14 protein-coding genes are annotated in these 17,418 nt (G+C 62.5%); 5 read left to right on the plus strand and 9 right to left on the minus strand.

Annotated elements, in window-relative coordinates; genetic code table 11:
• Nucleotides 1-54 precede the first annotated feature (54 nt).
• The 3 genes from J2Z31_RS02690 to J2Z31_RS02700 all read right to left on the minus strand — a co-directional run bounded on the left by J2Z31_RS02690 (nucleotide 55) and on the right by J2Z31_RS02700 (nucleotide 5,069).
• Complete coding sequence (locus J2Z31_RS02690) at nucleotides 55-2,508, minus strand: PAS-domain containing protein (RefSeq protein ID WP_209600334.1); 2,454 nt, start codon at nucleotides 2,506-2,508, stop codon at nucleotides 55-57.
• Nucleotides 2,509-2,699: 191 nt separating this feature from the next.
• On the minus strand, nucleotides 2,700-3,791 hold the full coding sequence (locus tag J2Z31_RS02695) for a branched-chain amino acid ABC transporter substrate-binding protein (RefSeq protein ID WP_209600335.1): 1,092 nt from the start codon (nucleotides 3,789-3,791) through the stop codon (nucleotides 2,700-2,702).
• 237 nt (nucleotides 3,792-4,028) lie between these two features.
• Nucleotides 4,029-5,069 carry a GlxA family transcriptional regulator gene (locus J2Z31_RS02700; protein WP_209600336.1) on the minus strand — a complete coding sequence of 347 codons (1,041 nt, stop codon included), beginning with the start codon at nucleotides 5,067-5,069 and terminating at the stop codon, nucleotides 4,029-4,031.
• A 301-nt stretch (nucleotides 5,070-5,370) separates the two neighbouring features.
• Between J2Z31_RS02700 and J2Z31_RS02705 the strand changes: the two genes are divergently transcribed.
• Together J2Z31_RS02705 and J2Z31_RS02710 are read left to right on the plus strand one after the other, a co-directional pair.
• Entirely contained in the window at nucleotides 5,371-6,444 is a 1,074-nt protein-coding gene (locus tag J2Z31_RS02705) for a class I SAM-dependent methyltransferase (RefSeq protein WP_209600337.1), read from the plus strand.
• A gap of 283 nt (nucleotides 6,445-6,727) precedes the next feature.
• The gene (locus J2Z31_RS02710) at nucleotides 6,728-7,048 is read left to right on the plus strand and encodes a c-type cytochrome (protein ID WP_209600338.1); all 321 of its coding nucleotides are present in this window, start codon (nucleotides 6,728-6,730) and stop codon (nucleotides 7,046-7,048) included.
• A 25-nt stretch (nucleotides 7,049-7,073) separates the two neighbouring features.
• On the opposite strand, the gene J2Z31_RS02715 is transcribed toward J2Z31_RS02710, so the two are convergent.
• A complete protein-coding gene (locus tag J2Z31_RS02715; RefSeq protein ID WP_209600339.1) occupies nucleotides 7,074-7,592 on the minus strand; it encodes an OsmC family protein in 519 nt (172 codons plus the stop codon).
• Nucleotides 7,593-7,952: 360 nt separating this feature from the next.
• The gene (locus J2Z31_RS02720; protein WP_209600340.1) at nucleotides 7,953-8,516 is read right to left on the minus strand and encodes a hypothetical protein; all 564 of its coding nucleotides are present in this window, start codon (nucleotides 8,514-8,516) and stop codon (nucleotides 7,953-7,955) included.
• 397 nt (nucleotides 8,517-8,913) lie between these two features.
• Here J2Z31_RS02720 and J2Z31_RS02725 point away from each other — a divergent pair, with 397 nt between their 5' ends.
• Complete coding sequence (locus tag J2Z31_RS02725) at nucleotides 8,914-9,375, plus strand: hypothetical protein (protein WP_209600341.1); 462 nt, start codon at nucleotides 8,914-8,916, stop codon at nucleotides 9,373-9,375.
• A gap of 38 nt (nucleotides 9,376-9,413) precedes the next feature.
• Here the strand turns inward: J2Z31_RS02725 and J2Z31_RS02730 are convergent, their stop codons facing one another.
• Together J2Z31_RS02730 and J2Z31_RS02735 are read right to left on the minus strand one after the other, a co-directional pair.
• Complete coding sequence (locus J2Z31_RS02730; protein ID WP_209600342.1) at nucleotides 9,414-10,070, minus strand: response regulator; 657 nt, start codon at nucleotides 10,068-10,070, stop codon at nucleotides 9,414-9,416.
• Entirely contained in the window at nucleotides 10,067-11,467 is a 1,401-nt protein-coding gene (locus J2Z31_RS02735) for a sensor histidine kinase (RefSeq protein ID WP_209600343.1), read from the minus strand. Before J2Z31_RS02735 ends, J2Z31_RS02730 begins: the two co-directional genes overlap by 4 nt.
• 273 nt (nucleotides 11,468-11,740) lie before the next feature.
• Between J2Z31_RS02735 and J2Z31_RS02740 the strand changes: the two genes are divergently transcribed.
• A complete protein-coding gene (locus tag J2Z31_RS02740; protein ID WP_209600344.1) occupies nucleotides 11,741-12,433 on the plus strand; it encodes a hypothetical protein in 693 nt (230 codons plus the stop codon).
• Between the two features lie 60 nt (nucleotides 12,434-12,493).
• Nucleotides 12,494-13,345: an EAL domain-containing protein gene (locus J2Z31_RS02745; protein ID WP_209600345.1), complete on the plus strand. Its 852-nt coding sequence runs from the start codon at nucleotides 12,494-12,496 to the stop codon at nucleotides 13,343-13,345.
• Nucleotides 13,346-14,085: 740 nt separating this feature from the next.
• Here J2Z31_RS02745 and J2Z31_RS02750 read toward each other — a convergent pair.
• Together J2Z31_RS02750 and J2Z31_RS02755 are read right to left on the minus strand one after the other, a co-directional pair.
• On the minus strand, nucleotides 14,086-15,159 hold the full coding sequence (locus J2Z31_RS02750) for an ABC transporter ATP-binding protein (protein WP_209600346.1): 1,074 nt from the start codon (nucleotides 15,157-15,159) through the stop codon (nucleotides 14,086-14,088).
• Nucleotides 15,156-17,414 carry a glycoside hydrolase family 2 protein gene (locus J2Z31_RS02755; RefSeq protein ID WP_209600347.1) on the minus strand — a complete coding sequence of 753 codons (2,259 nt, stop codon included), beginning with the start codon at nucleotides 17,412-17,414 and terminating at the stop codon, nucleotides 15,156-15,158. The genes J2Z31_RS02750 and J2Z31_RS02755 overlap by 4 nt, the downstream gene beginning before the upstream one ends.
• Nucleotides 17,415-17,418: the final 4 nt, after the last annotated feature.

Consider the following 17,418-nt stretch of genomic DNA (forward strand, 5'->3'; position numbering starts at 1 on the left):
CCGTGCCTCTCATCCTGGGCGGGTCTCGCAGACGGCCTGGCGCCGCATTGCGCGTCAACGACGGAGCCGGTCGAGCGTCTGGCGCAGAGCGCTGACGGCCGCTTCACGCTCGACAGTCGACATGAGTTCGGGTTCCGCTTCGAGCTTGAGATGTGGCAGCTCGGTTCGAATTGCGTCGGAAGCATTCGTCAAATTGGACTTGAAGTCGACGACGCGGTAGGTCGCTACCGGATATGCTATCCCCCTGACGCGGATGTGACCCATTTCCTCGCAGTGGATCAGGTCCTTCACCTGGGCATATGTCTCATAGGATATGAGCACGGATCCGGGCGTCGCCTCTCGCTCGAGACGTGCGGCAAGATTTACCGCGCCGCCGATGATCGTGTAGTCCATCCGGTCTTCGCTGCCGAAATTGCCGACCGTGCAGTAGTCGGTGTGAATCCCGATCCTTGATCGCAACGGCGTCTCAATGCCAATGCTGCGCCAGGCATCGCCGAGTTCGGCCATGCGGTTCTGCATGGCGAGCGCCATCGAGACACAGGCGATCGCATCCTCCCTGACGCCGCGCGTCTCCGGATCGCCGAAGAACATCAGGATGGCGTCGCCGACATATTTGTCGACGGTTGCGCCGAAGGCGAGGGCGATCTTCGACATCTCGGTCAGATATTGATTGAGGAGCTGCGTCAGCTCCTCCGATTCCATCTTGTCGGTCGCTTCCGTGAAAGCGGCAATGTCCGAAAAACAGATCGTCAGCTTCTTTCGCCGGCTTTCGATCCTGACGTCCTGCCGTCCGCTGAAGATCGAGCTGTAAACCTGCGGCGCAAGATATTTGGCGAGTTTGGCGGAGAGTGCCTCGAGCGCCGCCGTTTTCTCCGAAAGATCCTGTTCGCGGCGCTTGAGCTCGGTGATGTCCGAATAGACGGCGACGGTGCCGCCGCCTGAAATCCGCCGCTCGCTGATCTGGATCCAGCGATCAGGACCGCGCTGCTGGAGGATCGTTCCGGCCGGATTGCGGTGCGCCTCCAGCCGCTCGGCGATCCACTCCTCCTCGCGACCGACCGCATCCTCGATCAGGCCACGCCCCGCCGCGGCCCGGATGATGTCTTCGAAGCGCGTGCCGGAGACGACGGCATCATCGATGCCAGGGTAAAGAATCTCGCGATATCGGCTATTGCAGAGGAGCAGCCGGTCTTCCCGGTCGTACAGGGCGAAGCCCTCGGAAATGCTTTCGATCGCGTCGATCAGGCGCTGCCGGGCCTCGGCGACCTCGCGCAGGTTCTGCTCCTCGACCTCGATCGCCGTGTCGCGGAATACGCGAAGAGCCCTGGTCATGCGGCCGATCTCATCGCGGCCAGTCTCCGGCAGTGGTACCCGAAGATTGCCTGCTGCGATCGCGAGCATGCTTTGGCTCAGTCCTTTAAGGCGGGCGAGCAGATTCCGGTCGACATAGAGCCAGACAATCAGGATCGAACTCAGCAGGCTCAGGAGTGCGGAGCCGAGCACGACTGCGGTGCCGTAGCTCCGCACCCTCGCTGCTTCGCCGCTGGCATCGACGATATCGCCTTTGGCCGCCGCCACGAGGCGGTCGACGGCAAGTGCAAGCCTGCGCGACAGCTCTTCGTTCTCCGCAACCAGCTTCCTGCCTTCTGCGAGTGTCGCAAGTTCTTCGCCGCGGACCGCGGGGATGCTCCCGGGACCGTCGATCAGCGTGTCGAATTCGGTCACGAGCTGACGGAAGCGCTTGCGCAATTGCTCGTCGAACTCAGGCGTTAAGGCCTCCAGTGTGCCGACCGAGCGGCGCAGCGGAAAGGAAAGTAGCGCCAGGTCGCCCGGTGTCGGTACCGCGGCAACCTGCAGCAGCGTGTCGTTGATCGCGGCGATTTCCCGCTGCGCCGTCTGCTGTGGGATATAGTCGGCGATCGCGCGCGCCAGGTCCGTCGTGGCCGCGGCTCGTGCCTCGGGCGTCACCGATTGAGCTGTCGCTGCTCGCCATTGCGGTACCTTCGAGTACATGACGAGAATACCGGGCGCGACTAGCCGCTGACTGGCATTCGTTGTCGCCGACAGGCGGCGCAACAGCTCCTCCTTGCGCGCGACCACGGCGAGCCGGTCGGTGACGAGGCCGTCAAGGGCGTTCAGGTTGCGTCTGAGGCGGACGGCCGCGTCCTCGATCTCGACGACCACCGGGTTCAGGGTCGCGCTCTTCAAGGCACCGAGGAGCTCCTCGAGGCGCTCCATCTCGTTGGTGATCGCGGCCGACACCTCCGCATGTCGAGCCTTGCTGGTCGAGGCGAGGACCGCCGGGGCAGTGGCGGCAACCCGCTCGGCATGGCGGGAAAGTTCGAGCGAGGCGAGTGCGGAGGGGACCCGGTGCTCCGTTACCCGTTCGACCACCTGGACGAGTTGCAAGAAGGCATACAACGCGCCGGCGGTGGCAAGCACCGCGAAGGCGCTGATGCCGAAGAATGCGAGCAGCAAATGGCCGCGGATGCCGAGTCGCTCAAACATCGTGGCAACCCTTCGCTCCGGCCAGATCACGATGATGTCAGGTCGGATCGACTAAATCATGAACGTGATCGCTTCAAAGTTGACATCGTATGCAGCGGAGAACCGCGCACACTTTTCCTCACCTTGCACTGAAAATCGTCACCGCGGATATCTTCTCAATCGCGAGCCGCCCGGGTTGCCGCCGGGCAGATCTAATCCAGCGGCACGTATTCGCCATCCTTCCAAACATACCACACCCAGCCCTGGACGGTGAGATCGCCCTTCTCGTCGAAGTCGATCCGCCCCAGCACCGTGTCGAACTGATATTTTCGCAGCGCCGCTATGACTTCCTCGGGCTCCAGCGATCCGGCCTTTGCAACCGCTTGCGCCCATACCTCGCCAGCGCCGTAGCTGTGCAGGGTCCAGGAGTCCGGCTCGAAATTTTCCGCCCGGAAGCGCTTGACGACCTCAGCCGCTTCAGGATTTCGACGCGGGTCGGCGACGAAGGTGAAGAGCGTCCCCTCCGCGGCCGGCCCGGCAATCAGGCCGAAGGCTTCGGTTGCCGTGTCGTCGCCCGAGATCAGTTGCACCGGATAGGCGCGATCACGCGCCGCGCGGACCATGAGTGCTGCTTCGGTATGATAGCCGCCGAGATAAAGCACGGCGATGTCCGCCGCCTGCAAGGCTGCGATCTCGGCCGAGTAGTCGTCCTTCCCGGGCGTGTAGCTTTGGTAGATTGCCTCGGTGACACCGCGTCTGTTTAACTGCTTCTTGGTCTCGTCGGCCAGCCCCTTGCCATAGGTCGTGTCGTCGTGAAAAAGCGCGATCTTCTTATCGCCCCAGTGATCGGCGAGATAATTGCCCGCCTCAAGGCCCTGGGCGTCGTCGCGACTGCATACGCGGAAGACATTGGCAAGACCCTGCTCGGTCAAGGTTGGATTCGTCGACGACGGCGAAATCTGCAGAACGCCAGCTTTCGCATATATCCTCGAAGCGGGTATCGACGCTCCGGAACAATAATGTCCGATGACGAAGACCACACCGTCCGAAATCAGCTTCTCTGCTGCGGCAATCGCCTGCTGTGGGTCGCAGAAATCGTCGGCGACGGTCAGTCGAACCTGCTGCCCGAGCACGCCGCCGGCGGCATTGATGTGTGCAACGGCCATTTCGGCTCCGCGCTTCAACTGGTTGCCGGTCCAGGCGAGCTTGCCGGTCATCGGGCCTGCGACCCCGATCAGAACCTCCCCCTGGGCCGGGAAAGCCAGCGCAAGTGCAAGAGCAACGGCTGCGAACAGACGGCGCATCGAGGCACCCTCCCCAGCGCGGAATGAGGAAACCGCGGGCGGTTCTCCGCCCGCGTCCCGCGCAAGCTTTTAAGAATCGATCACGTTCAAGCCAATCCCACCCAAAATCCACGTGATCTCGCGACGATTTTACTCCCTGCGAAGGGGGACCGCCACTCTGCCCGACTTGATCGCCTGCAAATCGTGATGAATAGATCGACCGCGCGAGCGCGAATCCCGCCGCGTGAGCGTAGGAGCTCACCTTTCCCGCCGCGGCTGTGCGTAATCGGGGATGCGGAAGCGCCGGCGATAGCTGCCGGGCGTGAGGCCGGTCATGCGTTTGAACAGGCGGCGGAAGAAGGCGGGCTCCTCGTAGCCGACCTGCCAACTGATTTCATCGACCGGGGCTTCCGTTCGCTCGAGCCGGCGCTTGGCTTCCTCGATCCTGAGGCGCTGCACGTAGGCGATCGGGCTTAAGCCCGTCGCGCCGGTGAATCGGCGCTTGAAGGTGCGTTCGGCAAGCCCGGTGCTGCGGATCATCTCCTCCAAGGGATTGGCGACCGAGAAATGCGACGCAACCCAATCCTGCGCCGCACTGATGGCGCGGTCGCCATGATCCTTGCGCCCCTCGAAGACGATGTAAGGCGCCAACCCGTCCTGGTGCCACTGCAAAGCGAAGAACCGGGCGACGGCCTGCGCAGCGGTTGCGCCGGCATGGCGGGCGATCAGGTAGAGCACCAGGTCATGCCAGGTCATCGAGGCGCCGGATGTAATCAATTCCTCGCGCGGGCCGGAAACGACGAGTGCGCGCTCGGGCTCCGTCGGCACCTGCGGATAAGACGCCTTGAAAATGCGCGCGTAGCCGAAGTGCACCGTCGTATCCACTCCGTCGAAGAGTCCGGTTTCCGCAAGCAGAAAGAGGCCGGAGCAGGCCGAGCAGAGAAGCGCACCGCGGCGATGCATGGCGGCCAGCCATTGGACGAGTTCCGGATAGCGGTCCTTCCGCCAGCCCTCCGGTCCGACGAGAAGGGACGGCACGATAACGATATCCGTCGTCTCGAGCGAGGCGATGCTGCGCTGAACGGTGACGGGCACGCGGCTCGCGAGCTCAAGCGGACCCTGCTGAAGGCCGACGATTTCGACCTTGAATGGTGGTTCTTTGATCCCGGGCGCCGGCAGGATGGTGAAGGCATTCATCACGTCAAAAATGCCGGTCAGCGTGGAGAGCACGGCCTCGGGAATGGCAACGAGGCTCACATGAAGCGGTTGCGAACCGGTCTGGGCTCCTTGGCGTGGCATTCAACTTCCCCGGCGACGGTTGGGCGACCCGCGAAGCCTGCCGAATCCGCCTCGACAGATCAATGGTGCTTTTCTCGATCGGGCACGTACAGCGCCGTGCGTCCTTCAGGACACACACAAAGGACGCCGTGACCTTTGAATCCACGCATCGCGTTTTCCGAAAACCGGTTCCGATTTTCGGTGCCGATGCGGTGGTGTGGCGCAATCGGCCCGATATTGGTCCGTTCGGCTCTGCCTTTTGCCGACGGGGGCTGCGATCCTCCGCAGGGTCGAAGGCACAGTGAACGGCAAGGAGCCGGATATGGATCAGATAAGCAAAACAGTCGATCAGACGAAACTCGATGCGATCGTCACGCGCGCGATAGGAGACCTTTCGGCTGGCTACGGCGGCGTCATGGTGAGCCTCGGCCATCGCCTCGGCCTCTACCGGGGTTTGGCGGGGGCCGGTCCGCTCAGCTCGCGGGAACTTGCGAGCCGCACCGGCTGCGCCGAACGCTATGTGCGCGAATGGCTCGGCTCACAGGTCGCGGGCGGCTACGTCGCCTATCATGCGATCAGCGACACCTATGAACTGACGCCGGAACAGGCGCTGGTCCTCGCCGATGAGGACAGCCCCTACTTCATCCCCAATGCCTGGGCCGTCCCTGCATCGATGTGGTCGGACGAGGACAAAGCGGTGGAAGCGTTCCGCACCGGCAAGGGCATCGCCTGGGGCGACCATGACGGGCGGCTCTTTTGCGGGGTCGCCGCCTTCTACCGCAATGCCTACAGGGCGAGCCTCGTTGCCGAATGGCTGCCGGCGCTTGACGGCGTCGTCGAAAAGCTTCAGGCCGGCGCGCTGGTGGCGGATGTCGGCTGCGGTCACGGCCACTCCACCGTGCTCATGGCGGAGGCATTCCCCGCTTCCGAGTTTCGCGGTTTCGACACGCATCCGCAGTCCGTCGCTGAGGCGCGAACCATAGCGGCGCGAGCGGGTGTCTCGGGACGGACGCATTTTGCAACTGCCCGGGCGAATGATTACCCCGGTGCGGGTTACGACCTGATCTGCTTCTTCGATTGCCTGCACGACATGGGAGATCCGGTTGCCGCCGCCATGCATGCGGCGCGGGCGATCGCGCCGGGCGGAACGGTGATGCTGGTCGAGCCCTTTGCCAACGACCATGTCGAAGACAATGTCTCTCCGGTCGCCCGGATCTACTATTCGGCCTCGACAACGATCTGCTGCGCGCATGCGATCTCCGATGGCGGCCGTATGGTGCTCGGCGCCCAGGCGGGCGAAGCGCGGCTCGCGGATGTCTTCCGCAAGGCAGGATTCAGTCATTTCCGGCAGGCATTGGCGACGCCGTTCAACCTGATCCTGGAGGCACGGCTCTAGCGCATCGGCCGGAACTCGGAACCGATCTTCGGAAAGCTCGAAGGGCAGGTCAACGAATTACCGCATGGCGCCCTGGAAGGAGCATGTTGAGCATCAGCGCAGCGGAACGCCCGCTCTCGCTGATGCTTGCACCACGAGCATTCCTGTTCAAGCCGCCCCGTCGCGCGCAATGAGCAAAAGTGTGCGGGTTTTCCGCCCGCGCCCGTTCCTGATCAATCGATCTGACCTAAAATCATCGTCATCTCGAAGCAGTCTTTTACCGGCGAACCTGATGGGAAGGGTCATGCAGAGGCGTTTTATATGTTTCGCCGTCGCTCTGGTGCTGGTCCCGGCGTTGGCTGGGCAAGGTGCCGCGGCCGATCGGGCGAACGGTCGGCGGATCGCCGAGCGCTGGTGCGCCGGCTGCCACGTGGTATCGCCCGGCCAAAGTCGCGGCTCGGATCAGGTTCCGACATTTGCCGAGATCGGCAGCGCCGAACGCCTGGACGAGGGGGCATTGAGGGCGTTTCTGGCCGACCCCACGCATTCACGCATGCCGCCGCTGTCTCTAACGCGTTCTGAGATTGCCGACGTGGTTGCCTATATCCAAGGGCAAAGACCGTGAGCTCCGGATCCATGTGGTGGCGGCGTCAGCAGCTATCGGTTCGGCTCAGGCTCACCTTGACCGGTGCGCCGTTGCGGATCGTCTGGTAAACCACGCAATAGCGTTCCGTGAGCTTGAGGAGCTGGTCCAGCTTCTCCTGTGGCGCGTCCGTTTCGAGGTCGAAGGCAAGGCGGATTTCAGCGAAGCCGACCGGTACGTCCTTGGCGACGCCCAGCGTGCCGCGAAAATCGAGGTCGCCTTCGACCGAGACGGTGCCGGAGTTGAGCGGTATTTCGAGCGCGGTCGCGACAGCCTTGAGCGTGACCCCGGCGCAGGCCACGAGCGCCTCCAGAAGCATGTCGCCCGAGCAGAGCTCGAGACCGCTGCCGCCGGTCGCCGGATGCAGGCCCGCCACCGCGAGCGCGCGCCCGGTTTCCACCTTGCAGGCGATGCTCTCGTCGTCGAGCGTGCCATTTGCGCGAAGCGTTATGGATGCCGCCTCGGGATTGGATCTGTAGCGGTCCTTGATCGGCGCCTGTATGGCGCGCAGCTTGGCGGCATCCATCGACATTCTCCTCCTCTTCGGTGTGCATCCCGCAAACCTACCGGAAACCGCGGCGCCGAGAAACGGCCACGCACGACGACAGGCGGTGTGGCGCCATTGGAAGAGAGGTCAGCCGAGCTCGAGAGCTACTGGATGTCTCCTTAAATCGACCGCGATTTAAGGACAAAGACATGCAGCATTTCAAAGTGCTACAGCGACCTTTGCGCGTGATAAGACGCGCGGCGCAGTAGATGCCGCGCTTCATCGTGCCGCTGCGTCAGCGCGATTACAGCGCCCGCGTCGGACGCGCAAGGGCGCTGTAACTCTTTCGATCTGCGCATTGGAGGGCGGCGACCCTTCCAAGCTCGACCGGGTTGCCGCTCAATCGACGAATACGGTGAGCGTGCCGTCGGCCTCGACACGCACCGCAACCGCTGCCTCGATCTGCGCATCGGTCAGGTCGTCAAGGTCGAGGGCCGCCAGGTCCTCGCGCAGTCGAGCAATCTCTGTCTCGCGAGCCTCGAGGGCGTTGTCGAGCGCGGTACGATTGACCCTGAAATCATCGATGTCGATCACGGTGACGTCGATATCGTCCGCGACCCCGCTCAAATCAGATTTGCCGGCTCGAATGGTGGAGATCAGCGTGCCGAGATTCCTCTTGCCCACGCTGCCGGTCCCGTCGTTGTCGTCATCGTCGGACCGCTTGGTTTGCCCGGGCGCGAAAGCCTTGGCGCTTTCGCCGTCGCCCTTTAGTTGACCGGGTGCAGAATCTCTGGCGCTTTTGCCTTCGTCCTTTGTATGCCCGGGAGCCCTGTCGGCCGCGCTGTTCTCGCTGCCGCCTCCCTTGCCATTGCCGTTTTCATCGCCGTTACCGCCAAAGGCGGGTGCGGCCACACTCGCGCAGGCGAGAACTGTGGCGGCTAAAGTCGCGGCTATTCTTTTCATGTTCGCATCCTTTCATGTCTTCGTGGATTAGAATGGAGGATCGCGTCCGGCAGTTTCTGCAATTCGGCGTAGCAGCGGTTGTTCCGTTCGCAACAGCCGGTCAGACCATTGCCTTTTCGTCTGGGGCTTTGGTCTCATAAGAGAAGGTCCGATCGGCCGTTGCGCGAAGGGTGCGCGCACCGATGGTGACCGCTTCAGTCCCTTCTGGTCTGGTTGCGGAAACTAGGACCTTGGTCCTGGGCGAAAGTCTGATCTCATCGAGAGAAAGGTCTTAAGAGCGCCGGTCGCGGCAGGCTTGGCTTGACGATCTGGCGGGGCGTGAGCAAGGTTAAGCTCAAGATCTTGCGTGCATTCGCGAGAGTTGGATTTTTGTCGAGATCACGTTGAGCTTGCGCCAATGACGTTCCACAGGAAGACGAAAACGACGCGGCGGAAGACCATCGCGGTCCTGTTCGCTGCGTCGATCGGCTTCGTCGCGCTTCCCTACAAAGCGACCATTTCAGGCTCGACGCTTGAGGTCGAGCCGCAGGCCGCCCTGGCCAAGAATGAGGGCAACGGAAATGGCGGCGGGCGCGGCAATGGCGGCGGCAGCGGCCGGGGAGGCGGCAACGAAGGCGGCAGCGGCAAAGGCCGCGACAGTTCAAGCGGGAGCCGGGCGGGCGGCAGTTCGGGCGGGGCGAGCGCGCGAGGCGCAAGCGTCGGAAACCGCGGTTCGGCTTTGAGAGTGCGCCACGCCAAAGGAATAAGCGAAGAGATCAAAGACGGGCGTTACATCATGAAAGATGCCCACGGCCGCACGATCGTCAACCGTCGCGCGACAAAGGATGATCAGGAACGCCTGTTGTCCTTCATTGACTAGCGCCTTTCCGGGTTAAAGCGGGCTCTAGGCCACGCTCCTCATCCCGTGCCAAGCGGGCGGTCAATCGCGTCGCGCAGCACCATCGCGGCCTCCGTCCGGTTGGCGACGTCGAGCTTCGCCATGATCTGCGTCATATGGTGCTTGACGGTCTTTTCGTGCAGGTTGAGCTGCCTTGCGACCTGCTTGTTGCTCATGCCGGAGGCGACGAGATTGAGGACCTCCTTCTCGCGGATGGTCAGGTCGCTGATCAGGTCGGACTTGCGCGCAGGCTCGGATGCGCGGCTGGTCAGGAGCTTGGCCGAGAGCGTCGGTGCCACGTAGCTTTCGCCAGATGCGACGGTCCGGATGATATCCGCCAGAGCTCTCGACCCGACGCCCTTCAGGACATAGCCCTTGGCGCCACTCTGCAGAGCGGTCGTAACATCGTCACCGGCCTCCGACACCGTGAGCATGACGATCTTCTGCGACGGTGCGATCTCCAGGATAAGCGGGACGGCGGCCAATCCCCCACCCGGCATGGAAATATCGAGAAGCATCACGTCGGGGCTGAGGTTTTCGGCGATCCGCAGCGCGTCCTCGTGTGAACCGCCCTCGGCAACGACTTCGAACCCCTCGATCTCCGATAGGCTCCTCGTAACACCCTCTCTGAACAGAGGGTGGTCGTCGATCACAGCAACGCGAATTGCAGCCGTCATATCTGCCCAATCTCCCTGATGTCGAGCCACATCCGGACAACGGTGCCCGGCGCGGCTGCGTTCAGTTCAAATGTTCCCCCGAGACTCTCCACGCGTTCCCTCAGGCCGGCAAGCCCGAGGCTCGTGGAATTTATTTCATTGGGATTGAAGCCAGGCCCCCCATCCTTCACCTCTATCCGGATCCTTTCGCCGTCAAAGCTCTGGATGACGCGCTGGTCGATGCCGCCACCGTGGCGATATGCATTGTTGAGCGCTTCCTGCACGAAGCGGTATATGCATATTTTCGCAGACGGGGAAAGCCCGCCTGGCGGGTCGGAGAGCGATAGATCTACAGCCGAACCGGTCCGTTGCCTGTGCGCCTGAACGCAGCGCTCGAGGATCTCGGGCAGACTGGCGGTTTCGATCTGCGGCAGCACCAGGCCGTTGCACAGGGTCCTGATTTCATGCATCGCCTCGTCGAGACTCGCCTTGATCGCGGCAAGCTCGCGGTCGCGTTTCTCGTTCGGAGTGGAAGGGCTCATCAACATATCGCTGTCCAGGCGCAGCGAGGCGAAGGCCAGCAGCTGTGCCGGACCGTCATGGAGATCCGCTCCGATGCGCCGCAGCAGCTTCTCGTTCAGCGCCGTTGCTCGCTGGGAGGCCTGTTGCAGGCGTCCGCGCAGGATCTCGTTCTGAGACAGGAGTGCGGAGAGCTCGTCGACGCGCTGCTTGAGTGCCGTACGTTGGTTCTCGATGGTTTTGCTTCCCCGCATGACGATTGCCGAAAGCATGATGAAAAAGGCGAGCGTAAAGCCCGCGACGGCGAGCCACGTGAGGAACCGCGCCCGGCGCAAGCTGAGCTGGAAATCGTGGGCCACTTCGTGGAACTCGGAAACGGCGACGACCTCGCCGGACCAGGGCTGCAGCACGGGGTTGTAAATTGCGAGGAACGGCTTGTCTGCCGACCGGCCGGTCTCATCCCGAAAGCCGTCCTGTGACTGCAATTGAGCCACCATTTTGCCGGACAACGCCGTCTGAAGCTCAGGGCTGAGCGTAAAACGCTGTCCGACAATGTTCCCCTCATTCGAATAGAGCACGGTTCCGTCGGCGCGCCAGAGGCGGAATTCCAGCAAGCGATTTCCGAGCGCGCCATGGCCCAGGGTCTCGTCGAGCGCCCGCGCAACTGTATCGTCGAGAACTTCGGTGGTCTGCATGTCAGGCAGGAGGGGCGCAATGACGCTGTCGACGTAGAGCGCGGTCGTCGCTGCAGAATTTCGCGTGACGGCCTCCTCAATGAGGCTGGTGACGAAGGCGCCGACCACGAGCATCGCCGCAGTCGCGACGATGCCGCCGGCCAGCAGGAACTGCTTCGCCAGCGCTTGCTCATTCCAGCCTGTGATCAGGTCCTTGGTGCGCACTACAAATACTCGGGATCGCCCGCTCGATTCGCTGGCGGCACTGAGGTTCAGTCGAAGGCGTAAACTATCGCCGTCAGTAATGGGGTCAATGGCGTGGCATTTCCTGCGTGGTGGATCGGACTTTTTCTGGACGCGCGATTCGACCTAAGTCCTATCCGTTAACTCAATGGTCCGAACGCCATGGCGCCTTGGAACTCCGCAAGCTACCGTGGCGCTCAACAAATTTGCCGGTGCCTCCACGGCGAGGCACGTGATTCCTAAGAGGAGGTCTGCATGCCAGTTTCCAAGAAGATCGGACGTAGCGTCGTCGCGTTGGCCATTGCGCTTGCTCCCGTGGCAAGCGTCACCTTCGGCACTGCGGAGGTTGCTTTTGCCAAGGGGGGCAATGGCGGCGGCAACGGCGGTGGTAACGGTGGCGGTCATGGCAACGGCGGCGGAAACGGCAATGGAGGGGGCCACGGCAAGGGCCATTCCCAAAGCGGCAAGCAGGATAAGGCCAGCAAGAGCAATCGAGGCGGCGGCGATCTCCTGAAATCCCTTTTCACCCGCGGCACCAACACCAAAAAGACGATCAAGTCGGCGAAGGCCCCGAAGACCGGAAGTGTCGCCGCGGTCAAACCTAAGAGCGCTGATGCCGGCACCGCCGGGCTGAGTTCGCTGAACAGGAATTATCACGCTTACCTCAACTCCAGCGATCCGCGCATGGCGGCGATCTCGGCCTATGCAATCGCCTATGCCGAGTTCGAGGCCGAGTTCGGCCCCGACGCCGTACCGACCGATCCGGCGCTCAGCGACGAAGCACTCCGGGAAGCGCTGGAAAGTTTCACCAAGGGAGGCGCCGTGACCGACGAGGCACTTCTCGAAGCCAAGGACATTCTTGGCGTCGGACCGGCAGTAGGCAAGATCGACCAGATACGCGAGACGCTTCCCGAACCGACCGACACCGAGCTCGAAGTGTCGGAGTGATCCTGAGCACAATTCGCCAACCACGGCAGCCGTCGGTGGTTCTGAACGAAAGAGTGCGACTTGATAGACGTTGAGAAACTCGACCTTGCACGCGGGGCCCGGCAGGCGAAACACGGACGGATCGGGTTTTCCCTGCAGCAGATCAACGCCGTCGACGATCATGCCGAGGTCCTTTATTCGGAGTGCCTCGGCAGGCTCATCGAGCCGGACGGCACGATCCGAACCAGCGAAGAGCTCCTGGCCATCCCCGGGGCTTCGGGGATCGCTCCGGATTTGGACCGGCATCTCTTTGAGCTGGCGCTGGAATGGCTGCCAAGTCATCCGTCGCATGCGCTGGGCTGCAAGATCTCGGCTGCGACACTAGCCGATCAACGAACCTCAGCGGCCTTATACGACCTGCTGTTGAAGCACAGCGCAGTGGCGCGGCGCATGGTGCTCGAAGTGACGGGCAGCCTTGCGGCGAATGCGCATTCGGCCGCCCTGCTCAAGGGCGCTCGCGCGCTGGGATACAGGATTGCCATGGAAGCGTTCGGACCCGGCCACGCGACCGCTTGCTCCCTCTTATCCACGCCCGTCGACATCGTTAAGATCGACGGGTCGATGGCACTACATGGCGCGGCCAAGCTCGGTCCCGTCGTCGCGCGCGCATCCCGCGCGGCACCGGTCGTGGTGATCGAGGGCATCGAAACATACGCGCAGCTGGAAGCAGCAAAGGTCGCCGGAGCCACTCATCTGCAGGGGTTTCTTTTGTCCGAGCCAACCCTGCCGCCCGTCTTCTCCCAACGCTTCACCTCATTCGCAGAAGGCAGGGATCTGCGAAGAGAGCGTCACTCGGACCGCCGGTTGCAGCGTTCCGTGGTTTCGGTGCAAGCTCAAGGGCTTTGCGCCGCTCATCTCGATCTAGGAAAATAGCCGCATCGCCTGAACGATCGTGCGTCATTCCAGCATCCTTTCTGCAGCGCCTCCGAAGCCGCTGAATCAAAAACAGCGTGTATAATTCTGCGCCTTTGTCGGATGCCGACATGCCTAACTGTGCCAATCCCGACGAATAGCTCGCTGAGCAACCAAAACGTGTAGGACCTTAGTCTTATACTCGAAGCCAAAGGTCCCAGGCTCGTTGCCAACGGATCCCAGGATGCATATTGTCCGGTCAGCGCCGAGGGGGCAACGGCGAGGATGAACCGAGGTCTGGAGTCCCCAATGGTATTCTCGTTCACTGAAAGAAAAGGTCGCGTTTCCGACTTCGCCTTTCGACTGCTCACCAGCCCGTTCACGTTCGGAGTCTACATTGCCTTTGCGGTGGCAATTGCTTTTCTCGCGAGTGCGCAGACAGGCATTCCGGCTTACGTGCTCGTGCCCGTTTGCTTCATGGCGGTAACCCTTCTCGATCCGCCGGCGAGGCTGATGAAAGTTCGAGAGCGCCGGCACGGCCCGGTTGCGACCAGGCGGCTGCGGCGATTGTCAGCTGCCAACAATAATCGCCCGGGCGAGCTTGCGAAAAGAGGCACGCGGGCAAGAGATCGCCGTCGCTGACCGGTCCGCGCGAACCCCGGAGCCACGCCCCGTCCGTCCCTTTCCGGGCAAGCTCCGGGGTTTTTTCTGGTCCCTACTCCATGACGCGCAAACACCGGACGCTGCATCGCGGCTACCGCTTACCGTAAGCGCTTGCCACTCTCGTCGAAGACCAGAGCGCAGGCCGGATCGAAGCGAGCGACGATGCTGTCACCGGATTTGAGGCCGCGTCCATTCTTCGTTTCGATCACGACGACTTCGCCATTGCCGTGGCGGGCATAGGCGAAGGTCTCGCCGCCGAGATGCTCGAGCATGTCGACGGTGAGATCGAGGCTGGCCGGCCCCTGTTCATTGAAATGCTCGGGACGGATGCCTATCGTCACCGTGGTTCCCGGCACGGCTCCGGCGAGGCTCACCGGAATGGTCGCCTCGCCATAGTCCGGCAGCCGTACATGAAGCTGCTCGTGGGCGTTCTCGATCACTCCTTTGAGGAAGTTCATCTTCGGCGAACCGATGAAGCCGGCAACGAAGAGATTGGCCGGATCGTCATAGAGCTCGAGCGGCGAGCCGATCTGTTCGACGACGCCGGCCCGCAAGACGACGATCTTGTCCGCCAGCGTCATCGCCTCGACCTGGTCGTGGGTCACGTAGACGATGGTGGCGGCAAGCTGCTTATGCAGCCGGGCGATCTCGATGCGCATGTGCACGCGCAGTTCCGCATCGAGGTTCGACAGCGGCTCGTCGAAGAGGAAGATCTTCGGGTGGCGGACGATCGCGCGGCCGATCGCCACGCGCTGGCGCTGCCCGCCGGAAAGCTGCTTCGGCTTCCGGTCGAGCAGCGCTCCGAGTTCGAGGATGTTGGCGGCTTCCGTCACCCGCTTCTCGATCTCGGGCTTGGGGACACCGGCAAAGCGCAGGGCAAAGCCCATGTTCTCCCGCACCGTCATGTGCGGATAGAGCGCATAGGATTGGAAGACCATGGCGATGCCGCGCCTGGAGGGATCGACATCGTTCATCCGGAGATCGTCGATCGTGAGGTCGCCGGAAGTGATTTCCTCGAGGCCGGCGATCATCCGGAGCAGGGTCGACTTACCGCAGCCGGACGGCCCGACGAAAACCACGAACTCGCCCGATTTGATGTCGAGATCGACTCCCTTGATAACTTCCAGGCCGCCATAGGACTTGCGGACGTCGGTGAGTTGCAATTCGCTCATGCCGTTACCGCTCCTTCGGAAACGGCGGAAAGCTTGAGCCTCGTCGTCCCGAGGCGCGAAGAGGCCACGGAGACGAGAATGTCACCGGCAGTGCCGGTCGATTCCAGCCAGAAGCCTGTCGAACCACCTTGGAAGACGAGGCGCGAAGGCCCGATGAGGCGCGCCGGCCCCTGGACTGTGACATCGACGGCCTCATTGAGGAAGGGCAGCATATTGCCGACCTGGTCGAGCGCGCGGACGATAACGCGCACGCTGTCCCGCCCCTCGGCGCGGATCGAGCCGCTGTCGGCCTCGAGTTTCAGCGTCATCGGCACGGGATCGGCGACCATTCGCAGGTTGGCAACCGGCTTGCCGGCGATGAAGCCGGTGAATTCCGCACTCTCCCACTTCATGCCCCAGACGCCGAGCTCGTCCTTGGTGAAGTGGCGGTGGTCGATGACGATGGGCGGATGCGGCAGGTGCGGGAAGTTCTCGCGGTCCGGGCCGACGCGTTTCGTGAGCGAGCCGTATTTCAGCTCGACCTCGTCGCAGTTGGTGAGCACGATCAAGGGCAGCACGCCGCCGATGTTGCGCTCGCCGCGCGCCCAGAAGGTGACAGGCTTCATCACCACTTCTTCCGATGGGTCGCACTGGCTGGCATAGACGTAAGCGGCGAATTTCGGTTCACGGAACATGTCCATCACGCCGTGGTAGCAGATCCGGTCGCCGGAGCCGAAATCCTTGTGGGTGTTGTAGTCGAACATGCACCAGCCGATCGCGCCGGAAATGCTCGGGTCGCCATGGGCGGCGTTGAGCACCTCGAGATGCCGCCTTACATGCTCGGCTTGCCGCTGCTCCTGGTCGTAGATCTTCGTCGGATACATGTGGCCGCCGAATTCGGTGATGAGGTAGGGCACCTTGCGGGAAAGCCCGGTGCATTCCTGCTGAGCGCGAAGCGGCGTGCGTGGACGGTTCGAGCCGGGCAGCTCTTCATTGCCGAGGATGAAGTCGTTCATTGTATAGACGTCTTCAAGGAATTCGCTCTCGGTTATGTAGCGCACGCCGCCCGTCTGCCGGGTCGGGTCGAGCTCGCGGGCCAGGCGGTTGGTCTCGACGTAGAAGTCGTGCGAGTCCTGCGATTCATTGATGCGCACGCCCCAGATGACGATCGCGGGGTGATTCCAGTCGCGCTCGATCATGCGCCGGACGTTCCGGATCGCTTCCTGTTTCCATTCCTCTCCGCCGATATGCTGCCAGCCGGGGATTTCCTCGAAGACGAGCAGGCCGATGCGGTCGCAATGGTCGAGGAACCATTTCGACTGCGGATAATGCGACGTGCGAACGAGATTGCAGTGAAGCGTATGCTTCAGGATCTCCGCATCGCGCTCCTGCGCCGTGCGTCCCATGGCATAGCCGACATAAGGGAATGCCTGGTGCCGGTTGAGGCCGCGTATCTTGAGCGGGCGGCCATTGAGGCGGAAGCCTTCCTCAGTGAATTCCGCGGTGCGGAAGCCGAAATGCGAGCTGCAGATGTCGCGGCCCCGGTCGGTCCGGAGCTGGACTTCCATCTGGTAGAGCACCGGATTGTCGATATCCCAGAGCGCGATGCCCTTAAGACCGGTCATCTCGAGGGTGACGCTTTCGCCGCGGGTCTCGCCGATTGCCTCGGCGATCAGCTCGCCATCCGCGTTTCTGAGGAGCGCCGTTACGGTGCCGGTAACGGCAAGGCCCTGCGGATTGGCGAGATCGCAGCGGACGGAAACGGCCTTGGTGTCGCTCAGCACGTCGCGCGTTTCGATCTTGAGATTGCCGATCGACACTGGGTCGGCGATCTTCAGCCAGACGTCGCGATAGATGCCGGCATAGGTAAGATAGTCGATGCGGCCGCCGAAGGGCGGGATTTCCGGATTTTCGCTGCCGTCGATCTTGACCGTGATCAGATTGTCGCCCTGGCGAAGCTTGCCGGTAAGGCGCGCCTCGAAGGGCGTGTAGCCATCCCTATGGGCGACGATCTCCTCGCCGTTGAGATAAACGACGGCATCGGCCATCGCCGCATCGAAGACGAGCGAGATCTCGCGGCCCTGAAATTCGGGGCTCCAGGCGATGACCTTCTGGTAGGTGAAGGCGCGCTGGTAACACGTCTCGTCGAAATAGTTGAAGGGCAGCTCGACGGCGTTGTGCGGCAGGCTTACCGGCTGTCCGCTCCCGAGCGTCGCGGCATCGGCGAAGCCTTCGGAAAAGACCCATGAATCGTTGAAGGAAGTAACAGAGCGCATCATC

It is taken from the genome of Sinorhizobium kostiense, assembly GCF_017874595.1.
GTDB classification, from domain to species: Bacteria; Pseudomonadota; Alphaproteobacteria; order Rhizobiales; family Rhizobiaceae; genus Sinorhizobium; species Sinorhizobium kostiense.

Coding starts and splice junctions, on each gene's coding strand:
- J2Z31_RS02690 (WP_209600334.1), bottom strand. CDS start 2,508: ATGTTTGAGCGACTCGGCATCCGCGGCCATTTGCTGCTCGCATTCTTC.
- J2Z31_RS02695 (WP_209600335.1), bottom strand. CDS start 3,791: ATGCGCCGTCTGTTCGCAGCCGTTGCTCTTGCACTTGCGCTGGCTTTC.
- J2Z31_RS02700 (WP_209600336.1), bottom strand. CDS start 5,069: ATGCCACGCCAAGGAGCCCAGACCGGTTCGCAACCGCTTCATGTGAGC.
- J2Z31_RS02705 (WP_209600337.1), top strand. CDS start 5,371: ATGGATCAGATAAGCAAAACAGTCGATCAGACGAAACTCGATGCGATC.
- J2Z31_RS02710 (WP_209600338.1), top strand. CDS start 6,728: ATGCAGAGGCGTTTTATATGTTTCGCCGTCGCTCTGGTGCTGGTCCCG.
- J2Z31_RS02715 (WP_209600339.1), bottom strand. CDS start 7,592: ATGGATGCCGCCAAGCTGCGCGCCATACAGGCGCCGATCAAGGACCGC.
- J2Z31_RS02720 (WP_209600340.1), bottom strand. CDS start 8,516: ATGAAAAGAATAGCCGCGACTTTAGCCGCCACAGTTCTCGCCTGCGCG.
- J2Z31_RS02725 (WP_209600341.1), top strand. CDS start 8,914: ATGACGTTCCACAGGAAGACGAAAACGACGCGGCGGAAGACCATCGCG.
- J2Z31_RS02730 (WP_209600342.1), bottom strand. CDS start 10,070: ATGACGGCTGCAATTCGCGTTGCTGTGATCGACGACCACCCTCTGTTC.
- J2Z31_RS02740 (WP_209600344.1), top strand. CDS start 11,741: ATGCCAGTTTCCAAGAAGATCGGACGTAGCGTCGTCGCGTTGGCCATT.
- J2Z31_RS02750 (WP_209600346.1), bottom strand. CDS start 15,159: ATGAGCGAATTGCAACTCACCGACGTCCGCAAGTCCTATGGCGGCCTG.
- J2Z31_RS02755 (WP_209600347.1), bottom strand. CDS start 17,414: ATGCGCTCTGTTACTTCCTTCAACGATTCATGGGTCTTTTCCGAAGGC.